Genomic DNA, 20,721 nt, shown 5'->3' on the forward strand with positions numbered 1-20,721 from the left:
AGGGGGCCGGGGCCCATCCCGTTCCGGGCCCGGCCGGGTCCGCTCAGGGCTCCGGCACCTCGGGCGGCCCCTCCGGGACGGCGTGCACCTCGACCGGGTCGTTCCCGGGCTTTCCGCCGGGGCCGGGGCAGGCCGAGGCCCGCGCGGCGATCTCCAGGGCCCGTTCCTCGTTCTTGACGTCGACCACCCAGTAGCCGGCCAGGATGCGTCCGGGCTCCGCGGGTCCGTCGGTCACCTTCGCCCGACCGTCGTCCGTCGCCCGGACCGTCTTGACCATCGCGGGCCCGCCGAGACCGCGGGCCTCCACCAGCTCGCCCGCCGCGCCGATCTCCTGGTTGAGCGCGTCCATGTGCGCGAACATCGCCAGCATGTCGTCCTTGGAGAACGACGACATCATGCCGTCCCACTCGTCGGCGGGCACGTTCATCTGGATCATGTACTGCATGTTCCTCACCCTTCCGGGGTGCTGATGGCCTTGTGCAGTGGTAGACGCCGGGACACCGCGGAACTCATCGCTTCCCACGCTTGCAGGTAAGCCGCAGCCCCGCACCCGGTAACGCAGGTGAGGGGCACCCCGCAATGCGGGGTGCCCCTCACCTGCGTACGAGAAGCGGGAGGCGCGGCTACGGCAGCGCCAGCATCCGCTCCAGCGCGAGCTTCGCGAACTGCTCGGTCTCGCGCTCGACCTCGATGCGGTTGACGAGGTTGCCCTCGGCCAGCGACTCCAGCGCCCACACCAGGTGCGGCAGGTCGATGCGGTTCATGGTCGAGCAGAAGCAGACCGTCTTGTCGAGGAAGACGACCTCCTTGCCCTCCGGGGCGAACCGGTTGGCGAGCCGCTGCACCAGGTTCAGCTCGGTGCCGATGGCCCACTTGGAGCCGGCCGGAGCCGCCTCCAGCATCTTGATGATGTACTCCGTCGAGCCGACGTAGTCGGCGGCCGCCACCACCTCGTGCTTGCACTCGGGGTGCACGAGGACGTTGACGCCCGGGATGCGCTCGCGCACGTCGTCGACCGACTCGACCGAGAAGCGCCCGTGCACCGAGCAGTGCCCGCGCCACAGGATCATCTTCGCGTTCCGCAGCTCCTCGGCGGTCAGGCCGCCGTTCGGCTTGTGCGGGTTGTAGAGCACGCAGTCGTCCAGCGACATGCCCATGTCCCGCACGGCGGTGTTGCGCCCCAGGTGCTGGTCGGGAAGGAAGAGGACCTTGTCACCCTGCTCGAAGGCCCAGTCCAGCGCCCGCTTGGCGTTCGACGACGTACAGATCGTCCCGCCGTGCTTGCCGGTGAACGCCTTGATGTCGGCCGAGGAGTTCATGTACGACACGGGCACGACCTGCTCGGCCACCCCCGCCTCGGTCAGCACGTCCCAGCACTCGGCGACCTGCTCGGCGGTGGCCATGTCGGCCATCGAGCAGCCCGCCGCCAGGTCGGGGAGCACGACCTTCTGGTCGTCGGAGGTCAGGATGTCCGCGGACTCGGCCATGAAGTGCACGCCGCAGAAGACGATGTACTCGGCCTCCGGCCTGGCGGCCGCGTCCTTGGCCAGCTTGAAGGAGTCCCCGGTGACATCGGCGAACTGGATGACCTCGTCACGCTGGTAGTGGTGGCCGAGGACGAAGACCTTGTCCCCGAGCTTTTCCTTGGCCGCGCGGGCGCGCTCCACCAGGTCCGGGTCCGAGGGCGAGGGCAGGTCGCCGGGGCAGTCCACGCCGCGCTCACTCCTGGCATCGGCCTCGCGGCCGAGCAGCAGGAGAGCGAGCGGCGTCGGCTGGACGTCCAGTGGCTGGGCGGTGGTCACGGCACGCACCCTTTCTTGTCTGCGAACACGCTTTTCGTCGATTTGACGTTATCTATCATAACCGCTTCATGTCACTTTGACGATGCCGATGTCGTCGATGTGACGAATTGCCGTCGGCTCCAGCCCCGTGCCCCCAGGGAACGGTGTGTGCGAGCATGAAGGGAGAAGGCAAGCGCTCAGGCCCGGAATGAATCCGCGGCCGCGCCGGTTGCAACCGTCGGCAAGCAGTCCGTACAACCCGGGAGAGATGTAGATGTCCGTTCAGGACGACAAGACCACCGTGAGCGACGGCATTCTCCTGTCCGACGCCGCCGCGGCCAAGGTCAAGGCCCTGCTGGACCAGGAAGGCCGGGACGACCTGGCGCTGCGCGTCGCCGTGCAGCCCGGTGGCTGCTCCGGCCTGCGGTACCAGCTCTTCTTCGACGAGCGCTCGCTCGACGGTGACGTCGTCAAGGACTTCGACGGCGTCAAGGTCGTCACCGACCGCATGAGCGCCCCGTACCTGGGCGGCGCCTCCATCGACTTCGTCGACACCATCGAGAAGCAGGGCTTCACGATCGACAACCCGAACGCCACGGGCTCCTGCGCCTGCGGCGACTCGTTCAGCTAGATCTGAACCGCGCGTGAGAGAAGGCGGCCGCCCCGGACCGGGACGGCCGCCTTCTCCGTGCTCTGCGGCGTACGGGCCTAAGCGCGCGGCACCGTCTCGCCGCTCCGCGCGTCCACGACCTTCCGGCCGTCCAGCGGCTTGTCGAGCGTCACGGTCTCCGTCAGCTCCTTGGCGATCATGATGCAGGCCCTCCCCGGCTCCGGACTGGTCTCGGTGATCCTCACCTTCACCACCCCGTCCTCCTCGCTCGCCTTCGCGCCGTAGTCGCTGCACACCCCGCCCCAGAAGCGCAGGGTCAGCTCGCGCCCGTCTGCGCTGTACGACTCGACGTGCCGCGCGGGCGCCGAGGGCTCTTCGCTCTCGGGCGGGGCCGGCGGAGCGCTCTCGCGCGGCGACGGCGCCGCGGGCGGCTCGGCCAGGTAGTCCGGATCGACCGCGGGGTGCGTGACGGTGAAGGGCTGCGCGCCGCCCCCCGGCTTCACCTCGAAGAGCCACGAGGGTACGAGCGCCTGCCGCCCGTCGACGTACTGCGCCGCCAGCCCGAAGACCGCCTTGCCCACGGTCACGGGCTCCGGCGCGGCCGGCGGCTGCCCGCCGCCCGTCTCGCACGGCGCCTCGGCCTCGGCCCCGGCGCCGGCCGCACGGTCCTCGGCCCCGTGGGGGACGGGTGTGGCGCAGCCGCCGATGCCGGTCTTGCCGGCGCCCTCGCCGGCCCTGTTCAGCTGCTCCAGCGCCTCACCCGCGCTGATCACCGGGTACTCGGCGCCCTTCGTCAGGCTCTTCAGCTGCCCGCTGCCCCCCACCAGCCGGCCGTCGGGGCCGATCTGGACCCCGGTCGCCCAGCCGTACGTGGGCAGCCCGCCCACCTTCGGGTCGGCGTTCACCACCCGCACCGCGCCCATCAGCTGGCGTGCGTCCAGCTCGGCGTCGCCCTGGCCCACCGCCTTCAGCACCGGCGCCGCCGCGTCCTTCGCGGCTTTCTCGCTCACCGCGGAGCCCTGGCCGCCGGGCGCGTAGGAGGTGTCGGAACACTTCTCGCGTGTGGCGCAGTCGTCGCTGCCGCCCCGGCCGTACTGCGCGAAGGTCCAGGTGCCCGGCGCCTGCCGGTTGACCTGGAGCACCGGTCCCGAGCCGTCCTTGGTGACGCCGGCCTTCCAGGCCGGGCCCTCCACGCGCGGCTTGCCCGGCAGGCCGAGCGCCTCGGCCAGTCGCGCCACCTCGGCCTCGGTGACCGTGCCCGACGCCCGGTACACCGGGGCGGAGCCGGGCCCCTTCGGCAGCTTCCCCGCCGCGCGGTAGGTCGCCCCGCCGTTCGGGTCGGGCTCGCCGGACGCGATGCCCGGAGCGCCGCCCCCATGGCCGTCGAGGTTCAGCGGCGGCGGAGTGCCGTCGCCCGCCGCCACGCCGCTCCCGGTGCCGCTGCCGCCCGGGGCGGTCGACGCCCAGTACGCCGCGCCGCCCCCGGCCAGCAGCACCGCCGCGGCCACTGAGGCGGCGACCAGTGGGGAACGCCGCCCGCGGGCGCTGACTGCGTCCTTTTCCGGTCCCTCGGTGCTCACCGCATCGCTCCTTCGGCTGCTCGGCCGTCCTGTGTCGTATGTCGTATCCCTTTTACGGGGGACACCGGTGGGACGGAACGGGGGAGCGCGCGGTTCCCCCGTATGCCGCAGGAGGAGGACTCAGCCGCCGTATTCGGACATCCCGCCCACCAGCCGTGCCGAGGCGGGCGGCACGGAGATCCCGTGGATCAGGGAGGCCGGTACGGGAGCCGGCGCGGGAGCCGCGGGCACCGCCCAGTGCGGGACCATCCGGGCGCAGTCTCCGCGCAGTTCCTCCAGGCTGCCGTCCTGCTCGGCCCGGACGGACACCATGACGCTGTGCTTGTGCATGCGGGATACTCCCGTAGCTCTCGGGGCCGCACGTCCACGGACCCTGACATGGGCACCGTAGGCACCTCGGGCAACGGAAAAAAGCCCTACTATTGGGTAGTTTTGCCGCTTAGTGCGGGAGGGCTACGACCGGGTAGCGTGAACTGTCCTCACCCCTCGCCCGCAGGAGCGTCCTCGCCGTGCGTATCGCAGTCACCGGCTCCATCGCCACCGACCACCTCATGACCTTCCCCGGCCGCTTCGCCGACCAGCTGGTCGCGGACCAGCTGCACACGGTCTCGCTCTCCTTCCTCGTCGACAACCTCGACGTACGCCGGGGCGGAGTCGGCCCGAACATCTGCTTCGGCATGGGCCAGCTCGGCGGCAACCCGATCCTGGTCGGCGCCGCCGGCTCGGACTTCGACGAGTACCGCGCCTGGCTCGACCGGCACGGAGTGGACACCGGCTCGGTGCGCATCTCCGAGGTCCTGCACACCGCCCGCTTCGTGTGCACCACCGACGCCGACCACAATCAGATCGGCTCCTTCTACACGGGCGCCATGAGCGAGGCCCGCCAGATCGAGCTCCAGGCGGTCGCCGAGCGCGTCGGCGGCCTCGACCTGGTGCTGATCGGTGCGGACGACCCCGAGGCGATGCTCCGCCACACCGAGGAGTGCAAGACCCGCTCCATCCCGTTCGCCGCGGACTTCTCCCAGCAGATCGCCCGCATGTCCGGCGACGACATCCGCACGCTGCTCGACGGCGCGACCTACCTCTTCTCCAACGAGTACGAGAAGGGGCTCATCGAGTCCAAGACCGGCTGGACCGACGCCGAGGTCCTCGGCAGGGTCGGCCACCGCGTGACCACGCTCGGCTCCCGCGGTGTCCGCATCGAGCGCGTCGGCGAGGAGCCGGTGGTCGTCGGATGCCCGGAGGAGGAGAGCAAGGTCGACCCGACCGGTGTCGGCGACGCCTTCCGCGCCGGATTCCTGTCCGGCCTCGCCTGGGGCGTCGGCCTCGAGCGCGCCGCGCAGGTCGGCTGCATGCTGGCGACCCTGGTCATCGAGACCCTCGGCACCCAGGAGTACACGCTGCGCCGCGCCAACTTCATGGACCGCTTCACGAAGGCGTACGGCGACGAGGCGGCGGAAGAGGTCCGGGCGCACCTGTCCTGACCCGGGACGCCCCCGAGGCCTCCCAGGGCGCCGGACGGACGGGAGGACCGGCCGCCCGGCGTCCGGGGAGCGGGGCTCGGGGCGGAGTCCCCGCCCGGCGGAGCCGCGAAGGGCCACAGGGGGAGGGGCGGGCAGGCGGCGGAAAGCGCCGCGGGCCCGCCCCGTCCGCACCCCTCAGGCGAGCCGCCGCACCACGTACGCCACGCCCCGCTCCGCCGCCCGCTCGCCCACGTACTCCTGCCCCCGCATCCCGCACCACGCCGGGATGTCCAGCCGCGCCGCCTCGTCGTCCGACAGCACCGTCACCGTCCCCCCGACCGGCACGTCGCCGATCACCTTGGCCAGCTCGATCACCGGGACCGGGCACCGCTTGCCGAGCGAGTCCACGACGAGCGACGGCGTGCCGGACTGTTCGGCGGCAGGCGGCGCGACCGGCGCGCCCAGCCGCTCCCGCACCCCCGCCACCGCACCCGGCAGCACCTCCAGGAAGCGGTCCACGTCCTGCGCCCGGGTCCCCGGCGGGAGCGAGATCCGGACGTTGCCTTCCGTCAGCACCCCCATCGCCCGCAGCACGTGACTGGGCATGAGCGTGCTGCTCGTGCAGGACGAACCGGACGATACGGAAAAACCTTCCCGGTCCAGCTCGTGCAGCAGCGTCTCCCCGTCGACGTACAGGCACGAGAAGGTGACCAGGTGCGGCAGTCGCCGCACCGGATCGCCGACCACCTCCACGTCCGGTACGAGCTCGGGCACCCGGGCCCGGATCCGTTCCACCAGCGCCCGCAGCCGCGCCGCCTCGCCGGCCGCCTCCGCCCGTACGGCCCGCAGCGAGGCGGCCGCCGCCACGATGGCCGGCAGGTTCTCGAAGCCGGCCGCCCGCCCGGACTCCCGCTCGTCGGCGGGCCCTCGGGGGCGAACCGCACCCCCTTGCGCACGGCCAGCAGCCCGACCCCCGCGGGGCCGCCCCACTTGTGGGCGCTCGCGGTCAGCAGCGACCAGTCCCCCTCCACCGGACCCCACCCCAGCGACTGCGCCGCGTCCACCAGCAGCGGCACACCCGCCGCCCGGCACTCCTGTGCGATTTCGGCCACCGGCTGCTCGGTGCCGACCTCGTGGTTGGCGGTCTGCAGGCACGCCAGCGCGGTGTCCTCGCGCAGCGCCCGCGCGTACGCCCCGGGGGCCACCCGGCCCGTCCGGTCCACCGGGACCTCCGTCGTCGTGCCGCCCCCGCCCTCGTGCTCGGCGGCCGAGTGGAGCACGGAGGAGTGCTCGACGGCGGAGACGACCAGGTGGCGGCCGACACGCCGGCGCGCGGCGAGCGCGCCGGAGATCCCGGAGTGCACCGCGCGGGTGCCGGAAGGGGTGAACACGAGCTCGTCCGGGCGGCACCCCACGGCCTCCGCCGCCGCCTCGCGGGCCGCGTCCAGCAGCAGCCTGGCGCGCCGCCCCTCGCGGTAGAGACGGGCAGGGTCGGCCCACCCCTCGTCGAGCGAGGCCAGCAGGGCCTGCCGGGCGACGGGATGCAGGGGGGCGGAGGACGCGGCATCGAAGTAGGGCACGCCGCCACGCTAATCGCCGTTGCGGCGGGCCGGTGCCCCGCCACCAGGGAAATGGCCGTCAGGAGACGGGCGGAGGCCGTGATTCCACCGAGAAGCCATCCCTTCGGGGAGGGGTACGGCGCGTTGGGCACCCTCCCCGCGCGGCCCCAAATAGCGTCCAGTAGGGTTTGGTCCGCATAAACATCCAAACCCCTGCCCGCGTCAGGGCCGGCGACCGACCAGCGAGACGGCCGCGACCCACCGCGCGGGCGAGACTCTCGGGAAGGCGCTACGTGAGTCCCAACGGCTCCGACCGCTCGTCGCGGCGCCCGATGCGGCGGAAGCTGCTCCAGGTGCTGACCGCGGGCGTGGTCCTGGCGACCGCCTCTGGTTGCTCGTACACATGGGAGGACTTCCCCCGCCTCGGGATGCCTACCCCGGTCACCGAAGAGGCTCCCAGGATTCTCTCCCTCTGGCAGGGCTCGTGGGCGGCAGCGCTCATCACGGGCGTCCTGGTGTGGGGACTGATCCTGTGGAGCGTCTTCTTCCACCGGCGTAGCCGCACCAAGGTCGAAGTACCTCCGCAGACCCGGTACAACATGCCCATCGAGGCGCTGTACACCGTGGTCCCGCTCATCATCGTCTCGGTCCTCTTCTACTTCACCGCGCGCGACGAGTCGAAGCTCCTCGCGCTCGAGGACAAGCCGGCCCACACCATCAACGTGGTCGGCTTCCAGTGGAGCTGGGGCTTCAACTACGTGGAGGACGTGGACGGCGACGCCGCCACGGGAGCCAAGCCCGCCAAGGAGCTCGGTTCCATCCCCGACCGGTACGCCAAGCAGTTCCCCGCAGGGGCCGAAGGCGTCCACGCGGTCGGCACGCCGGGCGAGCGGAACCCCCAGAACGGCAATCCGGGCCCGACCCTGTGGCTGCCCAAGGGAGAGAAGGTCCGGTTCGTCCTGACCTCCCGCGACGTCATCCACTCCTTCTGGGTGGTGCCGTTCCTGATGAAGCAGGACGTCATCCCCGGTTACACCAACGTCTTCGAGGTGACCCCCACCCGTGAGGGCACCTTCAAGGGCAAGTGCGCCGAGCTGTGCGGCGTCGATCACTCCCGGATGCTCTTCAACGTCAAGGTGGTCTCCCCGGAGCGCTACCAGCAGCACCTCAAGGAGCTGGCGGAGAAGGGGCAGACCGGCTACGTCCCGTCCGGTATCGCGCAGCTCGACACGGCCAGGAACGCGGGAGCGAGCAAACTGTGACCATCCTCAACGAACCTCACGGTGGCGCAGCGGCCGACGAGGTGTCTCACCAGAACGAGCTGCCGGTACGGCGCAAGGAGCCGGGAAACCTGGTGGTGAAGTGGCTGACCACCACTGACCACAAGACCATCGGCTCGCTCTACCTGATCACGTCGTTCGTGTTCTTCTGCGTCGGCGGACTCATGGCGCTCTTCATGCGCGCCGAACTGGCCCGTCCCGGCACGCAGATCATGTCGAACGAGCAGTTCAACCAGGCGTTCACGATGCACGGCACGATCATGCTGCTGATGTTCGCGACGCCGCTGTTCGCCGGATTCGCGAACTGGATCATGCCGCTGCAGATCGGCGCGCCCGACGTGGCGTTCCCGCGGCTGAACATGTTCGCGTACTGGCTGTACCTCTTCGGCTCGATCATCGCGGTGGCCGGCTTCCTCACCCCGCAGGGCGCCGCCGACTTCGGCTGGTTCGCCTACGCCCCGCTGTCGGACGCGGTCCGCTCGCCGGGTGTCGGCGCCGACATGTGGATCATGGGCCTGGCCTTCTCCGGCTTCGGCACGATCCTCGGTTCGGTCAACTTCATCACCACGATCATCTGCATGCGCGCACCCGGCATGACGATGTTCCGTATGCCGATCTTCACCTGGAACGTGCTGCTGACCGGCGTGCTGGTCCTGCTCGCCTTCCCGGTGCTGGCCGCCGCGCTCTTCGCGCTGGAGGCGGACCGTAAATTCGGTGCGCACATCTTCGACGCCGCAAATGGCGGATCGCTCCTGTGGCAGCACCTCTTCTGGTTCTTCGGTCACCCAGAGGTGTACATCATCGCGCTGCCGTTCTTCGGAATCATTTCCGAGGTGATTCCGGTCTTCAGCCGCAAGCCGATGTTCGGTTACATCGGACTTATCGGTGCGACGATCGCGATCGCCGGCCTCTCGGTCACGGTGTGGGCCCACCACATGTACGTCACGGGCGGCGTGCTGTTGCCGTTCTTCTCGTTCATGACCTTCCTGATCGCGGTACCGACCGGTGTGAAGTTCTTCAACTGGATCGGCACCATGTGGAAGGGCTCGCTGTCCTTCGAAACCCCGATGCTCTGGGCCGTCGGCTTCCTGATCACCTTCACCTTCGGTGGTCTGACCGGCGTCATCCTGGCTTCGCCCCCGATGGACTTCCACGTCTCCGACTCGTACTTCGTCGTCGCGCACTTCCACTACGTCATCTTCGGCACCGTGGTCTTCGCGATGTTCTCCGGATTCCACTTCTGGTGGCCGAAGTTCACGGGCAAGATGCTGGACGAGCGCCTGGGCAAGATCACCTTCTGGACGCTGTTCGTGGGCTTCCACGGCACGTTCCTGGTGCAGCACTGGCTCGGTGCCGAGGGCATGCCGCGTCGTTACGCGGACTACCTCGCCGCCGACGGCTTCACCCTGCTGAACACGATCTCGACGATCGCCTCGTTCCTGCTGGGCCTGTCCATGCTTCCGTTCTTCTACAACGTCTGGAAGACCGCGAAGTACGGCAAGAAGATCGAGGTCGACGACCCCTGGGGTTACGGCCGTTCGCTGGAGTGGGCGACGTCCTGCCCGCCCCCGCGGCACAACTTCATCACGCTGCCGCGGATCCGTTCCGAATCCCCGGCGTTCGACCTGCACCACCCTGAGATCGCCGCTCTCGAAATGCTCGAGAACGACGGACAGAAGGACACCGCGCTGTTCGGCGGCAAGGAGGTCGGCAAGTGAAGATCCAGGGCAAGATGTTCCTCTGGCTGTCAGCCTTCATCCTCGCCATGGCGATCGTCTATGGCTTGTGGTCGAAGGAGCCCGCCGGAACCACGGCGCTCTTCCTGGCCTTCGGCCTGAGCATCATGATCGGCTACTACCTGGCCTTCACGGCCAAGCGTGTCGACGCCATGGCTCAGGACAACAAAGAGGCCGACGTGGCGGACGAGGCCGGTGAAGTGGGGTTCTTCGCTCCGCACAGCTGGCAGCCGCTCTCGCTGGCCATCGGTGGCGCCTTCGCCTTCCTGGCCGTCGCCATCGGCTGGTGGCTGCTGTACTTCTCCCTGCCGCTGCTCCTGATCGGCCTCTTCGGCTGGGTCTTCGAGTACTACCGCGGTGAGAACCAGAACCAGTAGTCCGCGGCAGGCCCGGCATTCGCAGTAGCCCGTGGCATTTGCAGCACCCCCGAGGGGCCCGCTCACCTGCAGTTCAGGTGGCCGGGCCCCTCGTTTGCATCGCTGGGCTCGCTGAATGTGATGAATGTTCTTAATCTGTGATCATGAGCCAAGCACCCCGATTCCGGACGGTCCTGAGCTGCTCTCTGCTGATCGCGTCCCTCGCGGCGGCCGGGACGGCGTGCGACGGGTCCAGCGACGGCCATCCGCTCTCCGCAGCGCCGTACGACGCGGCGGACCAGGTCTCCTTCAACGCCGGGGCGGGCACGGCGAAGGCCGATCCCGAGAAACCCCTGGAGATCACCGCCAGGGACAAGGACGGCCGGATCACCGATGTCACGGCTTCCGATGCCGCAGGGCGCTATCTGGCGGGCGAACTCTCCGCCGACGGGGCGCGCTGGCGCAGCACCGCCCCCCTGGCCGCGGGGGCGCGCTACACGGTCAGGGTCAGCACCGAGAACTCGGACGGCGCCCCCGGCCTGCGGACGCTCTCCTTCGAGACCGCGCAGGCCCCGGCCAAGAAGCGCCTGACCGTCACCTTCGGTCCCGAACCGGGCAAGTACGGCGTCGGCCAGCCGGTCACCGCCAAGCTCAGCGCCCCCGTCAAGGGCGAGGAGGCCAGAGCGGTCGTCGAGCGCGCGCTGAAGGTCGGCTCGGCGCCCGCGGTGGAGGGCGCCTGGCACTGGGTGGACAGCGAGAACCTGCACTTCCGCCCGAAGGAGTACTGGCCGGCCAACGCCACCGTCAGGGTGCGCAGCACCCTCGAGGGCATCAAGGTCGCCGACAGGCTTTACGGCGGCCCCTCCAAGCAGGTGCAGTTCACCACCGGTGACCGGCTCGAAGCCATCACGGACGCCGGCTCCTACCGGATGACGGTGAAGCGCAACGGCAAAGTGATCAACACCATTCCGGTGACCACCGGCAAGCCCGGCTTCTCCACCCGCAACGGGGTCAAGGTCGTGCTGGGCAAGGAGTACTTCGTACGGATGCGCGGTACGACCGTCGGCATACCGGAGGGCACGGCCGACTCGTACGACCTGCCCGTCTACTACGCCACGCGGGTCACCTGGAGCGGCGAGTACGTCCATGCCGCGCCCTGGTCCGTCGGCTCGCAGGGGTCCGCCAACGTCAGCCACGGCTGCACCGGCATGAGCACCGGCGACGCCGAGTGGTTCTACGAGACCGTCCGCCAGGGCGACATCGTCAAGGTCGTCAACAGCGCCGGCGACATGATGGACCCCTTCGGCAACGGCTTCGGCGACTGGAACCTGTCCTGGGACAAGTGGCGCAAGGGCAGCGCCCTGCTGACCGGCCCCTCGGACGGCGGAAGCCCCGTCGACGCGGCCAGACTGCGGCCGGAGGTCTGACGGGGCCCGCGGGGTGTCACGCCTCGACCGCGCGCCTGCCGCGCAGCAGGGCGGCCAGGGCGCCCGAGAACTCCACGGGGTCGACCGGAAGCGTCACCGCGCTCTCCGCGCGGCTCCAGGTGGCCAGCCAGGAGTCCTGGGGGCGGCCGATCAGCAGCAGCACGGGCGGGCAATTGAAGATCTCGTCCTTGATCTGCCGGCATACGCCCATGCCGCCCGCGGGCGTGGCCTCGCCGTCCAGCACGCAGACGTCGACACCGCCCCTGTCCAGTGCCGTGAGGACGGCCGGCAGCGTGGCGCACTCCAGGAACTCGACCGGCGGCACGTCCGGCGCAGGCCTGCGACCCGCTGCCAGCCGCACCTGTTCGCGGGTGTTCGCGTCGTCGCTGTAGACCAGGACCGTGGCGGTCATTGTTCCTCCATGCATCTGAAAGCCTTCGAAGGCTCGGTGTCGGATCAGGAACCGATGCGCGGATGCTACTCCGTCCGACACCTTGTCAGCAGGGGTTCGGACACCCCTTCGATGAGCCGTTCGGGTCAGGTCGCAGAGCCTTCCGGGAGCGTGGACACACCGAATGGCACCCCCGGGAGTGAGGGCGGGATAAGCGACCGACATAATGTCGGTCGTGGCGACAGCAACGACAGTAGATACCGGGCACGCGCACCCGTCGGTCAATCGACCGAACCTCACCAGCGTCGGAACCATCATCTGGCTGAGTTCCGAGCTGATGTTCTTCGCGGCCCTCTTCGCGATGTACTTCACCCTGCGATCGGTGACGGGTCCCGACCACTGGAAGGAAATGGCGTCTTCGCTGAACTTCCCGTTCTCGGCGACGAACACCACCATCCTGGTGCTCTCCTCCCTCACCTGTCAGCTCGGCGTCTTCGCCGCGGAGCGGGGCGACGTGAAGAAGCTCCGGGCGTGGTTCATTCTCACGTTCGTGATGGGTGCGATCTTCATCGGAGGCCAGGTCTTCGAGTACACCGAGCTGGTCAAGCACGAGGGCCTCTCGCTCTCGTCCGACCCGTACGGCTCGGTGTTCTACCTGACCACCGGCTTCCACGGACTGCATGTGACGGGCGGACTCATCGCCTTCCTGCTGGTCCTCGGCCGTACATACGCGGCCAAGAGATTCACCCACGAGCAGGCAACCGCCGCCATCGTCGTGTCCTACTACTGGCACTTCGTCGATGTCGTCTGGATCGGCCTCTTCGCCACGATCTACATGATCAAGTAGGTCGGGTCCGCACCCGCCTCATATCCAGCACCATCGACGCAGAAGATCCTGACACCGGGGTAATCCGTGAAAAAGCTCTCCGCACGACGACGCCATCCGCTGGCGGCGGTCGTCGTCCTACTCCTCGCGCTGGCGGCCACCGGGGGGCTGTACGCCGCGTTCGCACCCGCGAGCAAGGCACAGGCCGATGAAACCGCCCAGTCCCTCGCCATCGACGAGGGCAAGAAGCTGTACGCCGTCGGCTGCTCCAGCTGCCACGGCACCGGCGGTCAGGGCACCTCCGACGGTCCGTCCCTCGTGGGCGTCGGCTCGGCCGCAGTGGACTTCCAGGTCGGCACCGGCCGTATGCCGGCGCAGCAGCCCGGCGCCCAGGTGCCGGAGAAGCCGGTGGTCTACTCGCAGGCCGAGATCGACCAGCTCGCGGCGTACGTCGCCTCCCTCGGCGCCGGCCCGATCACGCCGACCAAGGAGCAGTACAACCCTGAGGGTGCGGACATCGCCAAGGGTGGCGAGCTGTTCCGCACCAACTGCGCCCAGTGCCACAACTTCACCGGCGCGGGGGGTGCCCTGACGAACGGCAAGTACGCTCCGCCTCTTACCGACGTGGACCCGAAGCACCTCTACCAGGCCATGCAGACCGGCCCGCAGAACATGCCGTCCTTCCCCGACACGACGATGCCGGAGCAGGAGAAGAAGGACATCATCGCGTACGTCCGGACCGTGAACGGTGAGAGGACCGCGACCCCCGGCGGCTTCGGGCTGGGCGGCATCGGCCCCGTCACCGAGGGGCTGTTCGGATGGATCTTCGGTCTGGGTTCGCTGATCGCCGTCGCCGTCTGGGTCGCGGCCCACACCGCTAAGGCCAAGAAGTCATGAGTAACCAAGAGATTCCAGAGAAGAACCTGCCGAGTGGGCAGGACACCGCGCACGGCGCGGTGGCCGTGGCGGAGGACCCGTTCGCGGACCCGGGGCTGCCGCCCCACAAGCCGCGCATCCAGGACATCGACGAGCGGGCCGCCAAGCGCTCCGAGCGTACGGTCGCCCTCCTGTTCACGCTGTCGATGCTGGCCACGATCGGCTTCATCGCCTCCTTCGTGGCGTTCCCGGTCGACAAGATCGTGTACGTGTGGCCGCTGGGCCACGTCAGCGCGACGAACCTGTCGCTCGGTCTGACGCTGGGCATCGCGCTCTTCTGCATCGGCGCGGGCGCGGTCCACTGGGCCCGCACCCTGATGTCCGACCACGAGGTCGCCGACGACCGGCACGCGATCGAGGCCACGCCCGAGGTCAAGGCCAAGGTCATGGCCGACTTCGCGGACGGTGCCCGGGAGTCCGTGATCGGTCGGCGTCCGCTGATCCGCAACACGATGTTCGGCGCGCTGGCCATGGTGCCGCTCTCCGGCGTGGTGCTGCTGCGCGAGCTGGGCCCGCTGCCCGAGAAGAAGCTGTTCCACACGTCGTGGGACAAGGGCAAGCAGCTCATCAACATGAACACGAACGAGCCGCTGCGTCCCGAGGACGTCGTCGTCGGTTCGCTCACCTTCGCCAAGCCCGAGGGCCTGGAAGAGGACGACCACGAGTTCAACAACAAGATCGCCAAGGATGCCTTGATGATCGTCCGGATCCAGCCGGAGGACATCAAGGACAAGCGCGAGCTGGAGTGGTCGCACGAGGGCATCGTGGCCTTCTCCAAGATCTGCACCCACGTGGGCTGCCCGATCTCCCTGTACGAGCAGCAGACCCATCACGTCCTCTGCCCGTGCCACCAGTCCACCTTCGACCTCTCCGACGGCGCCCGCGTCATCTTCGGCCCGGCCGGTCACGCCCTTCCGCAGCTGCGGATCGGCGTGAACAACGAGGGCTTTCTCGAGGCGCTCGGCGACTTCCCCGAGCCCGTCGGCCCTGCATTCTGGGAGCGCGGATGAGCACCACGACCGCAACACAGTCACCGGGCGCCGACGCGCCGGGCAACCGGAAGGCCCCCGCCGGCGAGCGGGTGGCCGACTGGGCCGACGGACGGCTGGGGATCTACTCGCTGGCCAAGGCCAACATGCGGAAGATCTTCCCGGACCACTGGTCCTTCATGCTGGGCGAGATCTGCCTCTACAGCTTCATCATCATCATCCTCACGGGTGTGTACCTGACGCTGTTCTTCCACCCGAGCATGAACGAGATCGTGTACCACGGCTCGTACGTGCCGATGCACGGCATCCGGATGACCGAGGCGTACGCCTCGACCCTGGAGATCAGCTTCGACGTCCGCGGCGGTCTGCTCATCCGGCAGATCCACCACTGGGCCGCCGTCATCTTCATCGCCGGCATGTTCGTGCACATGATGCGCGTGTTCTTCACGGGCGCGTTCCGCAAGCCGCGTGAGATCAACTGGCTGTTCGGCTTCCTGCTGTTCGTCCTGGGCATGTTCACCGGTTTCACCGGTTACTCGCTCCCGGACGACCTGCTCTCCGGCACCGGTGTCCGCTTCACGCAGGGCGCGATCCTGGCGACGCCCGTCGTCGGCACGTACATCTCGATGTTCCTGTTCGGCGGCGAGTTCCCCGGCCATGACATGGTGGCCCGGTTCTACTCGATCCACATCCTGCTGCTGCCGGGCATCATGCTCGGCCTCGTGGTGGCGCACCTGATCCTGGTCTTCTACCACAAGCACACGCAGTTCCCCGGCCCCGGCCGGACGAACAAGAACGTCGTCGGCATGCCGCTGCTGCCGGTCTACATGGCCAAGGCCGGAGGCTTCTTCTTCCTGGTCTTCGGTGTCATCGCGGCCATCGCCGGCATGTTCACCATCAACCCGGTGTGGGCCCTCGGTCCGTACCGTCCGGACCAGGTGTCCACCGGCGCCCAGCCCGACTGGTACATGGGCTTCGCCGAGGGGCTCATCCGTGTGATGCCGGGCTGGGAGATCAACATGTGGGGCCACACGCTGGTCCTGGGCGTGTTCATCCCGCTGGTGCTCTTCGGCGCGATGCTCATCGCGATCGCGGTCTACCCGTTCATCGAGTCGTGGATCACCGGCGACAAGCGGGAGCACCACCTCCTGGACCGGCCGCGCAACGCGCCGACCCGGACCGCTCTCGGTGTCGCCTGGGTCACCGCCTACATGATCATGCTGCTGGGCGGCGGCAACGACATCTTCGCCACCCACTTCCACATGTCGCTCAACGCGATCACCTGGTTCGTCCGGATCGCCTTCTTCGTCGGCCCGGTCGTCGCGTTCATCGTCACCAAGCGGATCTGCATGGGTCTGCAGCGGCGTGACGCGGAGAAGGTGCTGCACGGACGTGAGTCCGGCATCATCAAGCGGCTGCCGCACGGCGAGTTCGTCGAGATCCACGAGCCGCTCAGCCAGGACCAGCTGTACAGCCTCACGGCGCACGAGCAGTACACGCCGGCCGAGGTCGGTCCGTCGGTCGACGAGAACGGTGTCGAGCGCAAGGTGACCCGCGGCCAGAAGCTCCGGGCCAAGCTCAACAAGGGCTACTACGGCGAGGGCAACCAGGTCCCCAAGCCGACCGCCGAGGAGTACAAGGAGATCACCAGCGGCCACGGCCACCACTGATCCCTCCGGTCTTCGACCAGACCGGCCTGACACAGGTCGCCACAGCAGGAGCCCCGTCCACGCGCCGGACGGGGCTCTTCGCCGTCCCCTGGGCTGGATAGGGTAGGAGCCACTCTTACTGGCTGTGGACCCTGGAGCGGACCATGAACGTTGTGACCCCGGTCGGCGGCGACAGCGTGGCGGCCGGCTCCTGGCCGGGCGTGCTGAATCCCCTGCTGCGCGGCGAGAACCTGTCCGCGGACGACACCGCCTGGGCCATGGACCGCATCATGAGCGGCGAGGCGACCGACGCCCAGATCGCCGGTTTCGCGGTGGCGCTGCGCGCCAAGGGCGAGACGGTCGGTGAGGTCACCGGGCTGGTGCGGGCCATGTACGCGCACGCCAACACCATCGAGGTGCCCGGCCGTACGGTCGACATCGTCGGTACGGGCGGCGACCTGGCCAAGACGGTCAACATCTCCACGATGTCGGCGATCGTCGTCGCGGGCACCGGGGCCAAGGTCGTCAAGCACGGCAACCGGGCCTCCTCGTCCGCGAGCGGGGCCTCGGACGTACTGGAGAAGCTCGGCGTCAACCTGGAGCTGACGCCGAAGCGTGTCGCCGAGGTCGCGGAGGAAGCGGGCATCACCTTCTGTTTCGCGGTGAAGTTCCACCCGGCCCTGCGGTACGTCGCGAAGGCGCGCAAGGAACTGGGCGCGCCGACGACGTTCAACATCCTCGGCCCGCTGACGAACCCGGCGCAGGTGAAGGCGCAGGCGGTCGGTGTCGCCGACGCCCGGATGGCCCCCATCGTGGCGGGTGTGCTCGCCGAACGGGGGAATTCCGCGCTGGTCTTCCGGGGCGACGACGGCCTCGACGAACTGACCACCACCGCGACCTCGCGCGTGTGGGTCGTACGGGACGGGGCGGTCCGGGAGCAGTCCTTCGACCCGCGCGACGTGGGCCTGGAGATCGTGCCCGTGGAGGCGCTGCGGGGCGCGGACGCGTCGTACAACGCGGATGTCGCGAGGCGGCTGCTGGCCGGCGAGACCGGCCCCGTGCGGGAGGCGGTGCTGCTCAACACGGCGGCGGCGCTGGTCGCCCTCGACCCGAGCGACGCGTCCCTCGACGAGCAGATCGCGGCGGGGATCGCCAGGGCGGCGGAGTCGATCGACTCGGGAGCGGCCCGTGCGGCGCTGGAGCGCTGGGTGGCTGCCAGCAACAGCTGAGCGACCGGTGCGGGACGCTAGGCGCAGTCCAGACCTCTTTGGTCTCAAACAGTGGACTGCGCCTTGCGTCTTCTTGATCGTGTGGCAGGATGCTTGGCAGGTCATGAGTGACAGCGTTTTGGCCCCGGCTTGCTGTCCGGCAACCCTCCGTCCGTGGCGGGGTGCCCCGGGTGAAGACCGGGTCGTGGACAGAAAGGTCCACGGCAAGCGCGGACCCCTCGAAACCTTGGGGTCCTGGTCCTCAGGGAGCCTCTTGTGAGCAAGCGAATGCGATAGGGCCTTTCGCCCCTTCTTCGCACACCCCTTTTCTCTTTCTTTTCCAGCGCTGCCGCGTATCCGCCGGCGCGGGGAATTCGCCTGCCTGTTTCAGGAGTTCGCCATGTCTGTCTCCACCGCTGCCGCCGACCAGACCGTTTGTGCGCCCCTGCCCGTTCTCGGGCGAGATGTCCTCGTGCCGCTCGTGACGGGTGGTGAGGTCACCTACGCCGCCCTCGACTACGCGGCGAGCGCCCCGGCCCTCCAGCGCGTGTGGGACGACGTGGCGGCGTACGCCCCGTACTACGGCAGCGTGCACCGCGGCGCCGGCTACCTCTCGCAGCTGTCGACGGACCTCTTCGAGAGCAGCCGCGCCACCGTCGCGGAGTTCCTCGGCTGCCGTGACAGCGACCAGGTCGTCTTCACCCGCTCCACGACCGACTCGCTCAACCTGCTCGCCGCGGCCCTCCCCGCCGACTGCCAGGTGTTCGTCTTCGAGACCGAGCACCACGCCTCGCTGCTGCCCTGGCGCGACGCGGAGGTCGACTTCCTGAACGCGCCCCGGACCCCGGCCCAGGCCGTCGAGACCCTGGAGCGGGCGCTGGCCGACCGCGACCCGTACGGCCCCGCCCTGGTGTGTGTCACCGGCGCCTCGAACGTCACCGGTGAGCTGTGGCCGGTGAAGGAGCTCGCCGCCGCCGCCCACGCCCACGGCGCGCGGATCGTGCTCGACGCCGCGCAGCTCGCGCCCCACCACCCGCTGGACATCGCCGAACTGGACGTCGACTGGGTCGCGTTCTCCGGGCACAAGCTGTACGCGCCGTTCGGCTCCGGCGTGCTGGCGGGCCGCGCCGACTGGCTGCAGAGCGCCGAGCCGTACCTCGCGGGCGGCGGCGCCTCGCGCAAGGTCGCCCGCCGCGCCGACGGCGGCGTGGACGTCGAGTGGCACACCACGGCCGCCCGCCACGAGGCCGGTTCGCCCAACGTCATCGGCGTGTACTCGATCGCCTCCGCCTGCAAGGCGCTCACCGAGGCCGGCTTCGACTCCCTCGTCGAGCGCGAGCAGGCGCTGGTGACGGAGGTCCTGGAGGGGTTGGCCGAGGTCGGCGCGGTCAGGGTGCTCTCCCTCTTCGGGGACGACGCCCCGCGCGTCGGCGTCATCTCCTTCGTCGTCGAGGGCTGGAACAGCTCCCATTTCGCGGCCGCGCTCTCCGCCGAGTACGGAATCGGCGTACGCGACGGCCTGTTCTGCGCCCACCCGCTGGTCCGGACCCTGCTCGGCAGCGACCCGCAGGACCCGGGCGAGTGCGGCGCGCCGGAGGCCGAGCCGGGCGAGCGCTCGTTGAACGCGATCCGCGTGAGCTTCGGTGCCGGTACGCCCGACGAGCACGTGAAGCGGTTCCTGCGCGCCGTCAGGGAACTCGTCGAGGACGGCGCGAAGTGGAACTACCGCACCGAGGAAGGCCGCTGCGTCCCGGCGGTCTGAGCGGTCTGAACGGCCCGGGCTCCCATCAGGACCATCCGCAGCGCCCGCTCGGTCGCGTCGGTGAGGAACTCGGCCCCGCGCCCGAGCGCTTCGGTCAGTGACATCGGCGCGGGCAGGATCGAGCTGTACGCGTCGACGCCCGCCGCGCGCACCTCGTGGGCGCCCTCCCCGATCGTGCCCGCCAGCGCGAGCACCGGGCGTCCCGACAGCTTGGCGCGGCGGGCCACTTCGGCCGGGATCTTGCCGCACGGCGTCTGCTGGTCCAGGGCGCCCTCGGCGGTGACGACCAGGTCGGCGCGGGCGAGGCGGGCGTCCAGGTCGATGTGGTCCAGCAGGACGTCGAAGCGGGGGAGCAGCCGGGCGCCGAGCGCGGCGAGCCCGGCGCCCAGGCCGCCGGACGCGCCGGTGCCCGCGCCGAAGCGCAGGTCGGTCCCGGTGGGGGCGAGGGTGCGGTCCAGGACGTACGCCCACCGGTCGAGGGCGGCCGCCAGCTCCTCCACCTGGGGCGGGGTCGCGCCCTTCTGCGGGCCGAAGACGCGGGCCACGCCGCGGGGGCCGCACAGGATGTTGTACGGGTTGCAGGCGACCAGGATCTCGGTGTCCCCCAGGCGCGGGTCGAGTCCGGTCGCGTCGATGTCGTGGAGCCGGTTCAGCTCCCTCCCGCCGGGCGCCAGTTCGCGGCCGTCCGCGTCCAGCAGGCGGGCGCCGAGGGCCTGGAGCGCGCCGGCGCCCCCGTCCGACGTACCGGAGTCGCCGCAGCCGACGAGGATGCGGCGCACGCCCTGGCCGAGCGCGGCGCGGATCAGTTCGCCGACACCGTACGTCGTCGTCGCGCCGGGGTCGCGCAGGGAGCGCGGGACCAGGGACAGGCCGGCCACGGCCGCCATCTCGACGACCGCGCTCCCGTCACCGAGCAGCGCGAAGTGGGTGCCGACGGGCCGGCCGACGGGCCCGGTGGCGGACAGCGCCACGAGGCGGCCGCCGGTGGCCGCGGCGAGCGCACGGGCGGTGCCCTCGCCGCCGTCGACCAGGGGGATCAGGTCGATGTCCGCGTGGGGAACGGCACGGCGCACCCCGGCGGCGATGGCCTCGGCGGCCGACTGGGCGGACAGCGACTCCTTGAAGCCGCTGGGCGCCACGGCGAAGCGGGTGAGGGCGAGAGGCATGG

18 protein-coding genes, 1 pseudogene and 1 riboswitch are annotated in these 20,721 nt (G+C 69.8%); of the genes and pseudogenes, 12 read left to right on the forward strand and 7 right to left on the reverse strand.

Annotated features, from left to right (window positions below; translation table 11 throughout):
* Window positions 1-43: 43 nt before the first annotated feature.
* Entirely contained in the window at window positions 44-445 is a 402-nt protein-coding gene (locus tag BN1555_RS23380; protein ID WP_255306136.1) for a YciI family protein, read from the reverse strand.
* 178 nt (window positions 446-623) lie between these two features.
* A complete protein-coding gene (gene nadA / locus BN1555_RS23385; protein ID WP_093801208.1) occupies window positions 624-1,802 on the reverse strand; it encodes a quinolinate synthase NadA in 1,179 nt (392 codons plus the stop codon).
* Window positions 1,803-2,055: 253 nt separating this feature from the next.
* On the opposite strand from nadA, the gene BN1555_RS23390 reads away from it, so the two are divergent.
* Window positions 2,056-2,412 (forward strand): HesB/IscA family protein, encoded by a 357-nt coding sequence (locus tag BN1555_RS23390; RefSeq protein ID WP_093801209.1) that lies wholly within the window; start codon window positions 2,056-2,058, stop codon window positions 2,410-2,412.
* A gap of 77 nt (window positions 2,413-2,489) precedes the next feature.
* On the opposite strand, the gene BN1555_RS23395 is transcribed toward BN1555_RS23390, so the two are convergent.
* Window positions 2,490-3,971 (reverse strand): hypothetical protein, encoded by a 1,482-nt coding sequence (locus tag BN1555_RS23395; RefSeq protein ID WP_093801210.1) that lies wholly within the window; start codon window positions 3,969-3,971, stop codon window positions 2,490-2,492.
* A gap of 120 nt (window positions 3,972-4,091) precedes the next feature.
* Window positions 4,092-4,301 (reverse strand): hypothetical protein, encoded by a 210-nt coding sequence (locus BN1555_RS23400; protein ID WP_093801211.1) that lies wholly within the window; start codon window positions 4,299-4,301, stop codon window positions 4,092-4,094.
* Window positions 4,302-4,480: 179 nt separating this feature from the next.
* On the opposite strand from BN1555_RS23400, the gene BN1555_RS23405 reads away from it, so the two are divergent.
* A complete protein-coding gene (locus tag BN1555_RS23405) occupies window positions 4,481-5,455 on the forward strand; it encodes a carbohydrate kinase family protein (RefSeq protein WP_093801212.1) in 975 nt (324 codons plus the stop codon).
* 174 nt (window positions 5,456-5,629) lie between these two features.
* Here BN1555_RS23405 and BN1555_RS23410 read toward each other — a convergent pair.
* Window positions 5,630-7,014 (reverse strand): annotated as a pseudogene (locus BN1555_RS23410) (cysteine desulfurase/sulfurtransferase TusA family protein).
* Between the two features lie 272 nt (window positions 7,015-7,286).
* On the opposite strand from BN1555_RS23410, the gene coxB reads away from it, so the two are divergent.
* The 4 genes from coxB (at window position 7,287) to BN1555_RS23430 (ending at window position 11,792) form a co-directional block, all read left to right on the forward strand.
* The gene (gene coxB, locus BN1555_RS23415) at window positions 7,287-8,255 is read left to right on the forward strand and encodes an aa3-type cytochrome oxidase subunit II (protein ID WP_093801213.1); all 969 of its coding nucleotides are present in this window, start codon (window positions 7,287-7,289) and stop codon (window positions 8,253-8,255) included.
* On the forward strand, window positions 8,252-9,991 hold the full coding sequence (ctaD, locus tag BN1555_RS23420) for an aa3-type cytochrome oxidase subunit I (RefSeq protein ID WP_093801214.1): 1,740 nt from the start codon (window positions 8,252-8,254) through the stop codon (window positions 9,989-9,991). The genes coxB and ctaD overlap by 4 nt, the downstream gene beginning before the upstream one ends.
* On the forward strand, window positions 9,988-10,386 hold the full coding sequence (locus BN1555_RS23425; protein ID WP_093801215.1) for a cytochrome c oxidase subunit 4: 399 nt from the start codon (window positions 9,988-9,990) through the stop codon (window positions 10,384-10,386). The genes ctaD and BN1555_RS23425 overlap by 4 nt, the downstream gene beginning before the upstream one ends.
* A 143-nt stretch (window positions 10,387-10,529) precedes the next feature.
* The gene (locus BN1555_RS23430; RefSeq protein ID WP_093803586.1) at window positions 10,530-11,792 is read left to right on the forward strand and encodes a L,D-transpeptidase; all 1,263 of its coding nucleotides are present in this window, start codon (window positions 10,530-10,532) and stop codon (window positions 11,790-11,792) included.
* Window positions 11,793-11,808: 16 nt separating this feature from the next.
* Here the strand turns inward: BN1555_RS23430 and BN1555_RS23435 are convergent, their stop codons facing one another.
* Complete coding sequence (locus tag BN1555_RS23435) at window positions 11,809-12,204, reverse strand: DNA-binding transcriptional response regulator (protein ID WP_093801216.1); 396 nt, start codon at window positions 12,202-12,204, stop codon at window positions 11,809-11,811.
* 205 nt (window positions 12,205-12,409) lie between these two features.
* Here BN1555_RS23435 and BN1555_RS23440 point away from each other — a divergent pair, with 205 nt between their 5' ends.
* From BN1555_RS23440 to BN1555_RS23465, 6 genes are all read left to right on the forward strand, one after another.
* The gene (locus BN1555_RS23440; RefSeq protein WP_093801217.1) at window positions 12,410-13,030 is read left to right on the forward strand and encodes an aa3-type cytochrome oxidase subunit III; all 621 of its coding nucleotides are present in this window, start codon (window positions 12,410-12,412) and stop codon (window positions 13,028-13,030) included.
* Window positions 13,031-13,096: 66 nt separating this feature from the next.
* On the forward strand, window positions 13,097-13,906 hold the full coding sequence (locus BN1555_RS23445; protein ID WP_093801218.1) for a cytochrome bc1 complex diheme cytochrome c subunit: 810 nt from the start codon (window positions 13,097-13,099) through the stop codon (window positions 13,904-13,906).
* Complete coding sequence (locus BN1555_RS23450) at window positions 13,903-14,955, forward strand: cytochrome bc1 complex Rieske iron-sulfur subunit (RefSeq protein ID WP_093801219.1); 1,053 nt, start codon at window positions 13,903-13,905, stop codon at window positions 14,953-14,955. Before BN1555_RS23445 ends, BN1555_RS23450 begins: the two co-directional genes overlap by 4 nt.
* Window positions 14,952-16,604 (forward strand): cytochrome bc1 complex cytochrome b subunit, encoded by a 1,653-nt coding sequence (locus BN1555_RS23455; RefSeq protein ID WP_093801220.1) that lies wholly within the window; start codon window positions 14,952-14,954, stop codon window positions 16,602-16,604. The genes BN1555_RS23450 and BN1555_RS23455 overlap by 4 nt, the downstream gene beginning before the upstream one ends.
* A gap of 143 nt (window positions 16,605-16,747) precedes the next feature.
* Window positions 16,748-17,812, forward strand: coding sequence for an anthranilate phosphoribosyltransferase (trpD, locus tag BN1555_RS23460; protein WP_093801221.1), 1,065 nt, complete (start codon window positions 16,748-16,750; stop codon window positions 17,810-17,812).
* Between the two features lie 99 nt (window positions 17,813-17,911).
* A riboswitch (SAM riboswitch) is annotated at window positions 17,912-18,028 on the forward strand.
* Window positions 18,029-18,191: 163 nt separating this feature from the next.
* Window positions 18,192-19,553 carry an aminotransferase class V-fold PLP-dependent enzyme gene (locus tag BN1555_RS23465; RefSeq protein ID WP_093801222.1) on the forward strand — a complete coding sequence of 454 codons (1,362 nt, stop codon included), beginning with the start codon at window positions 18,192-18,194 and terminating at the stop codon, window positions 19,551-19,553.
* Here BN1555_RS23465 and BN1555_RS23470 read toward each other — a convergent pair.
* Window positions 19,514-20,719, reverse strand: a complete 1,206-nt coding sequence (locus BN1555_RS23470; RefSeq protein WP_093801223.1) for a glycerate kinase family protein — start codon at window positions 20,717-20,719, stop codon at window positions 19,514-19,516. The genes BN1555_RS23465 and BN1555_RS23470 overlap by 40 nt on opposite strands.
* Between the last annotated feature and the right edge of the window lie 2 nt (window positions 20,720-20,721).

It is taken from the genome of Streptomyces sp. Wb2n-11, from assembly GCF_001049855.1.
Lineage (GTDB): Bacteria > Actinomycetota > Actinomycetes > Streptomycetales > Streptomycetaceae > Streptomyces > Streptomyces altiplanensis.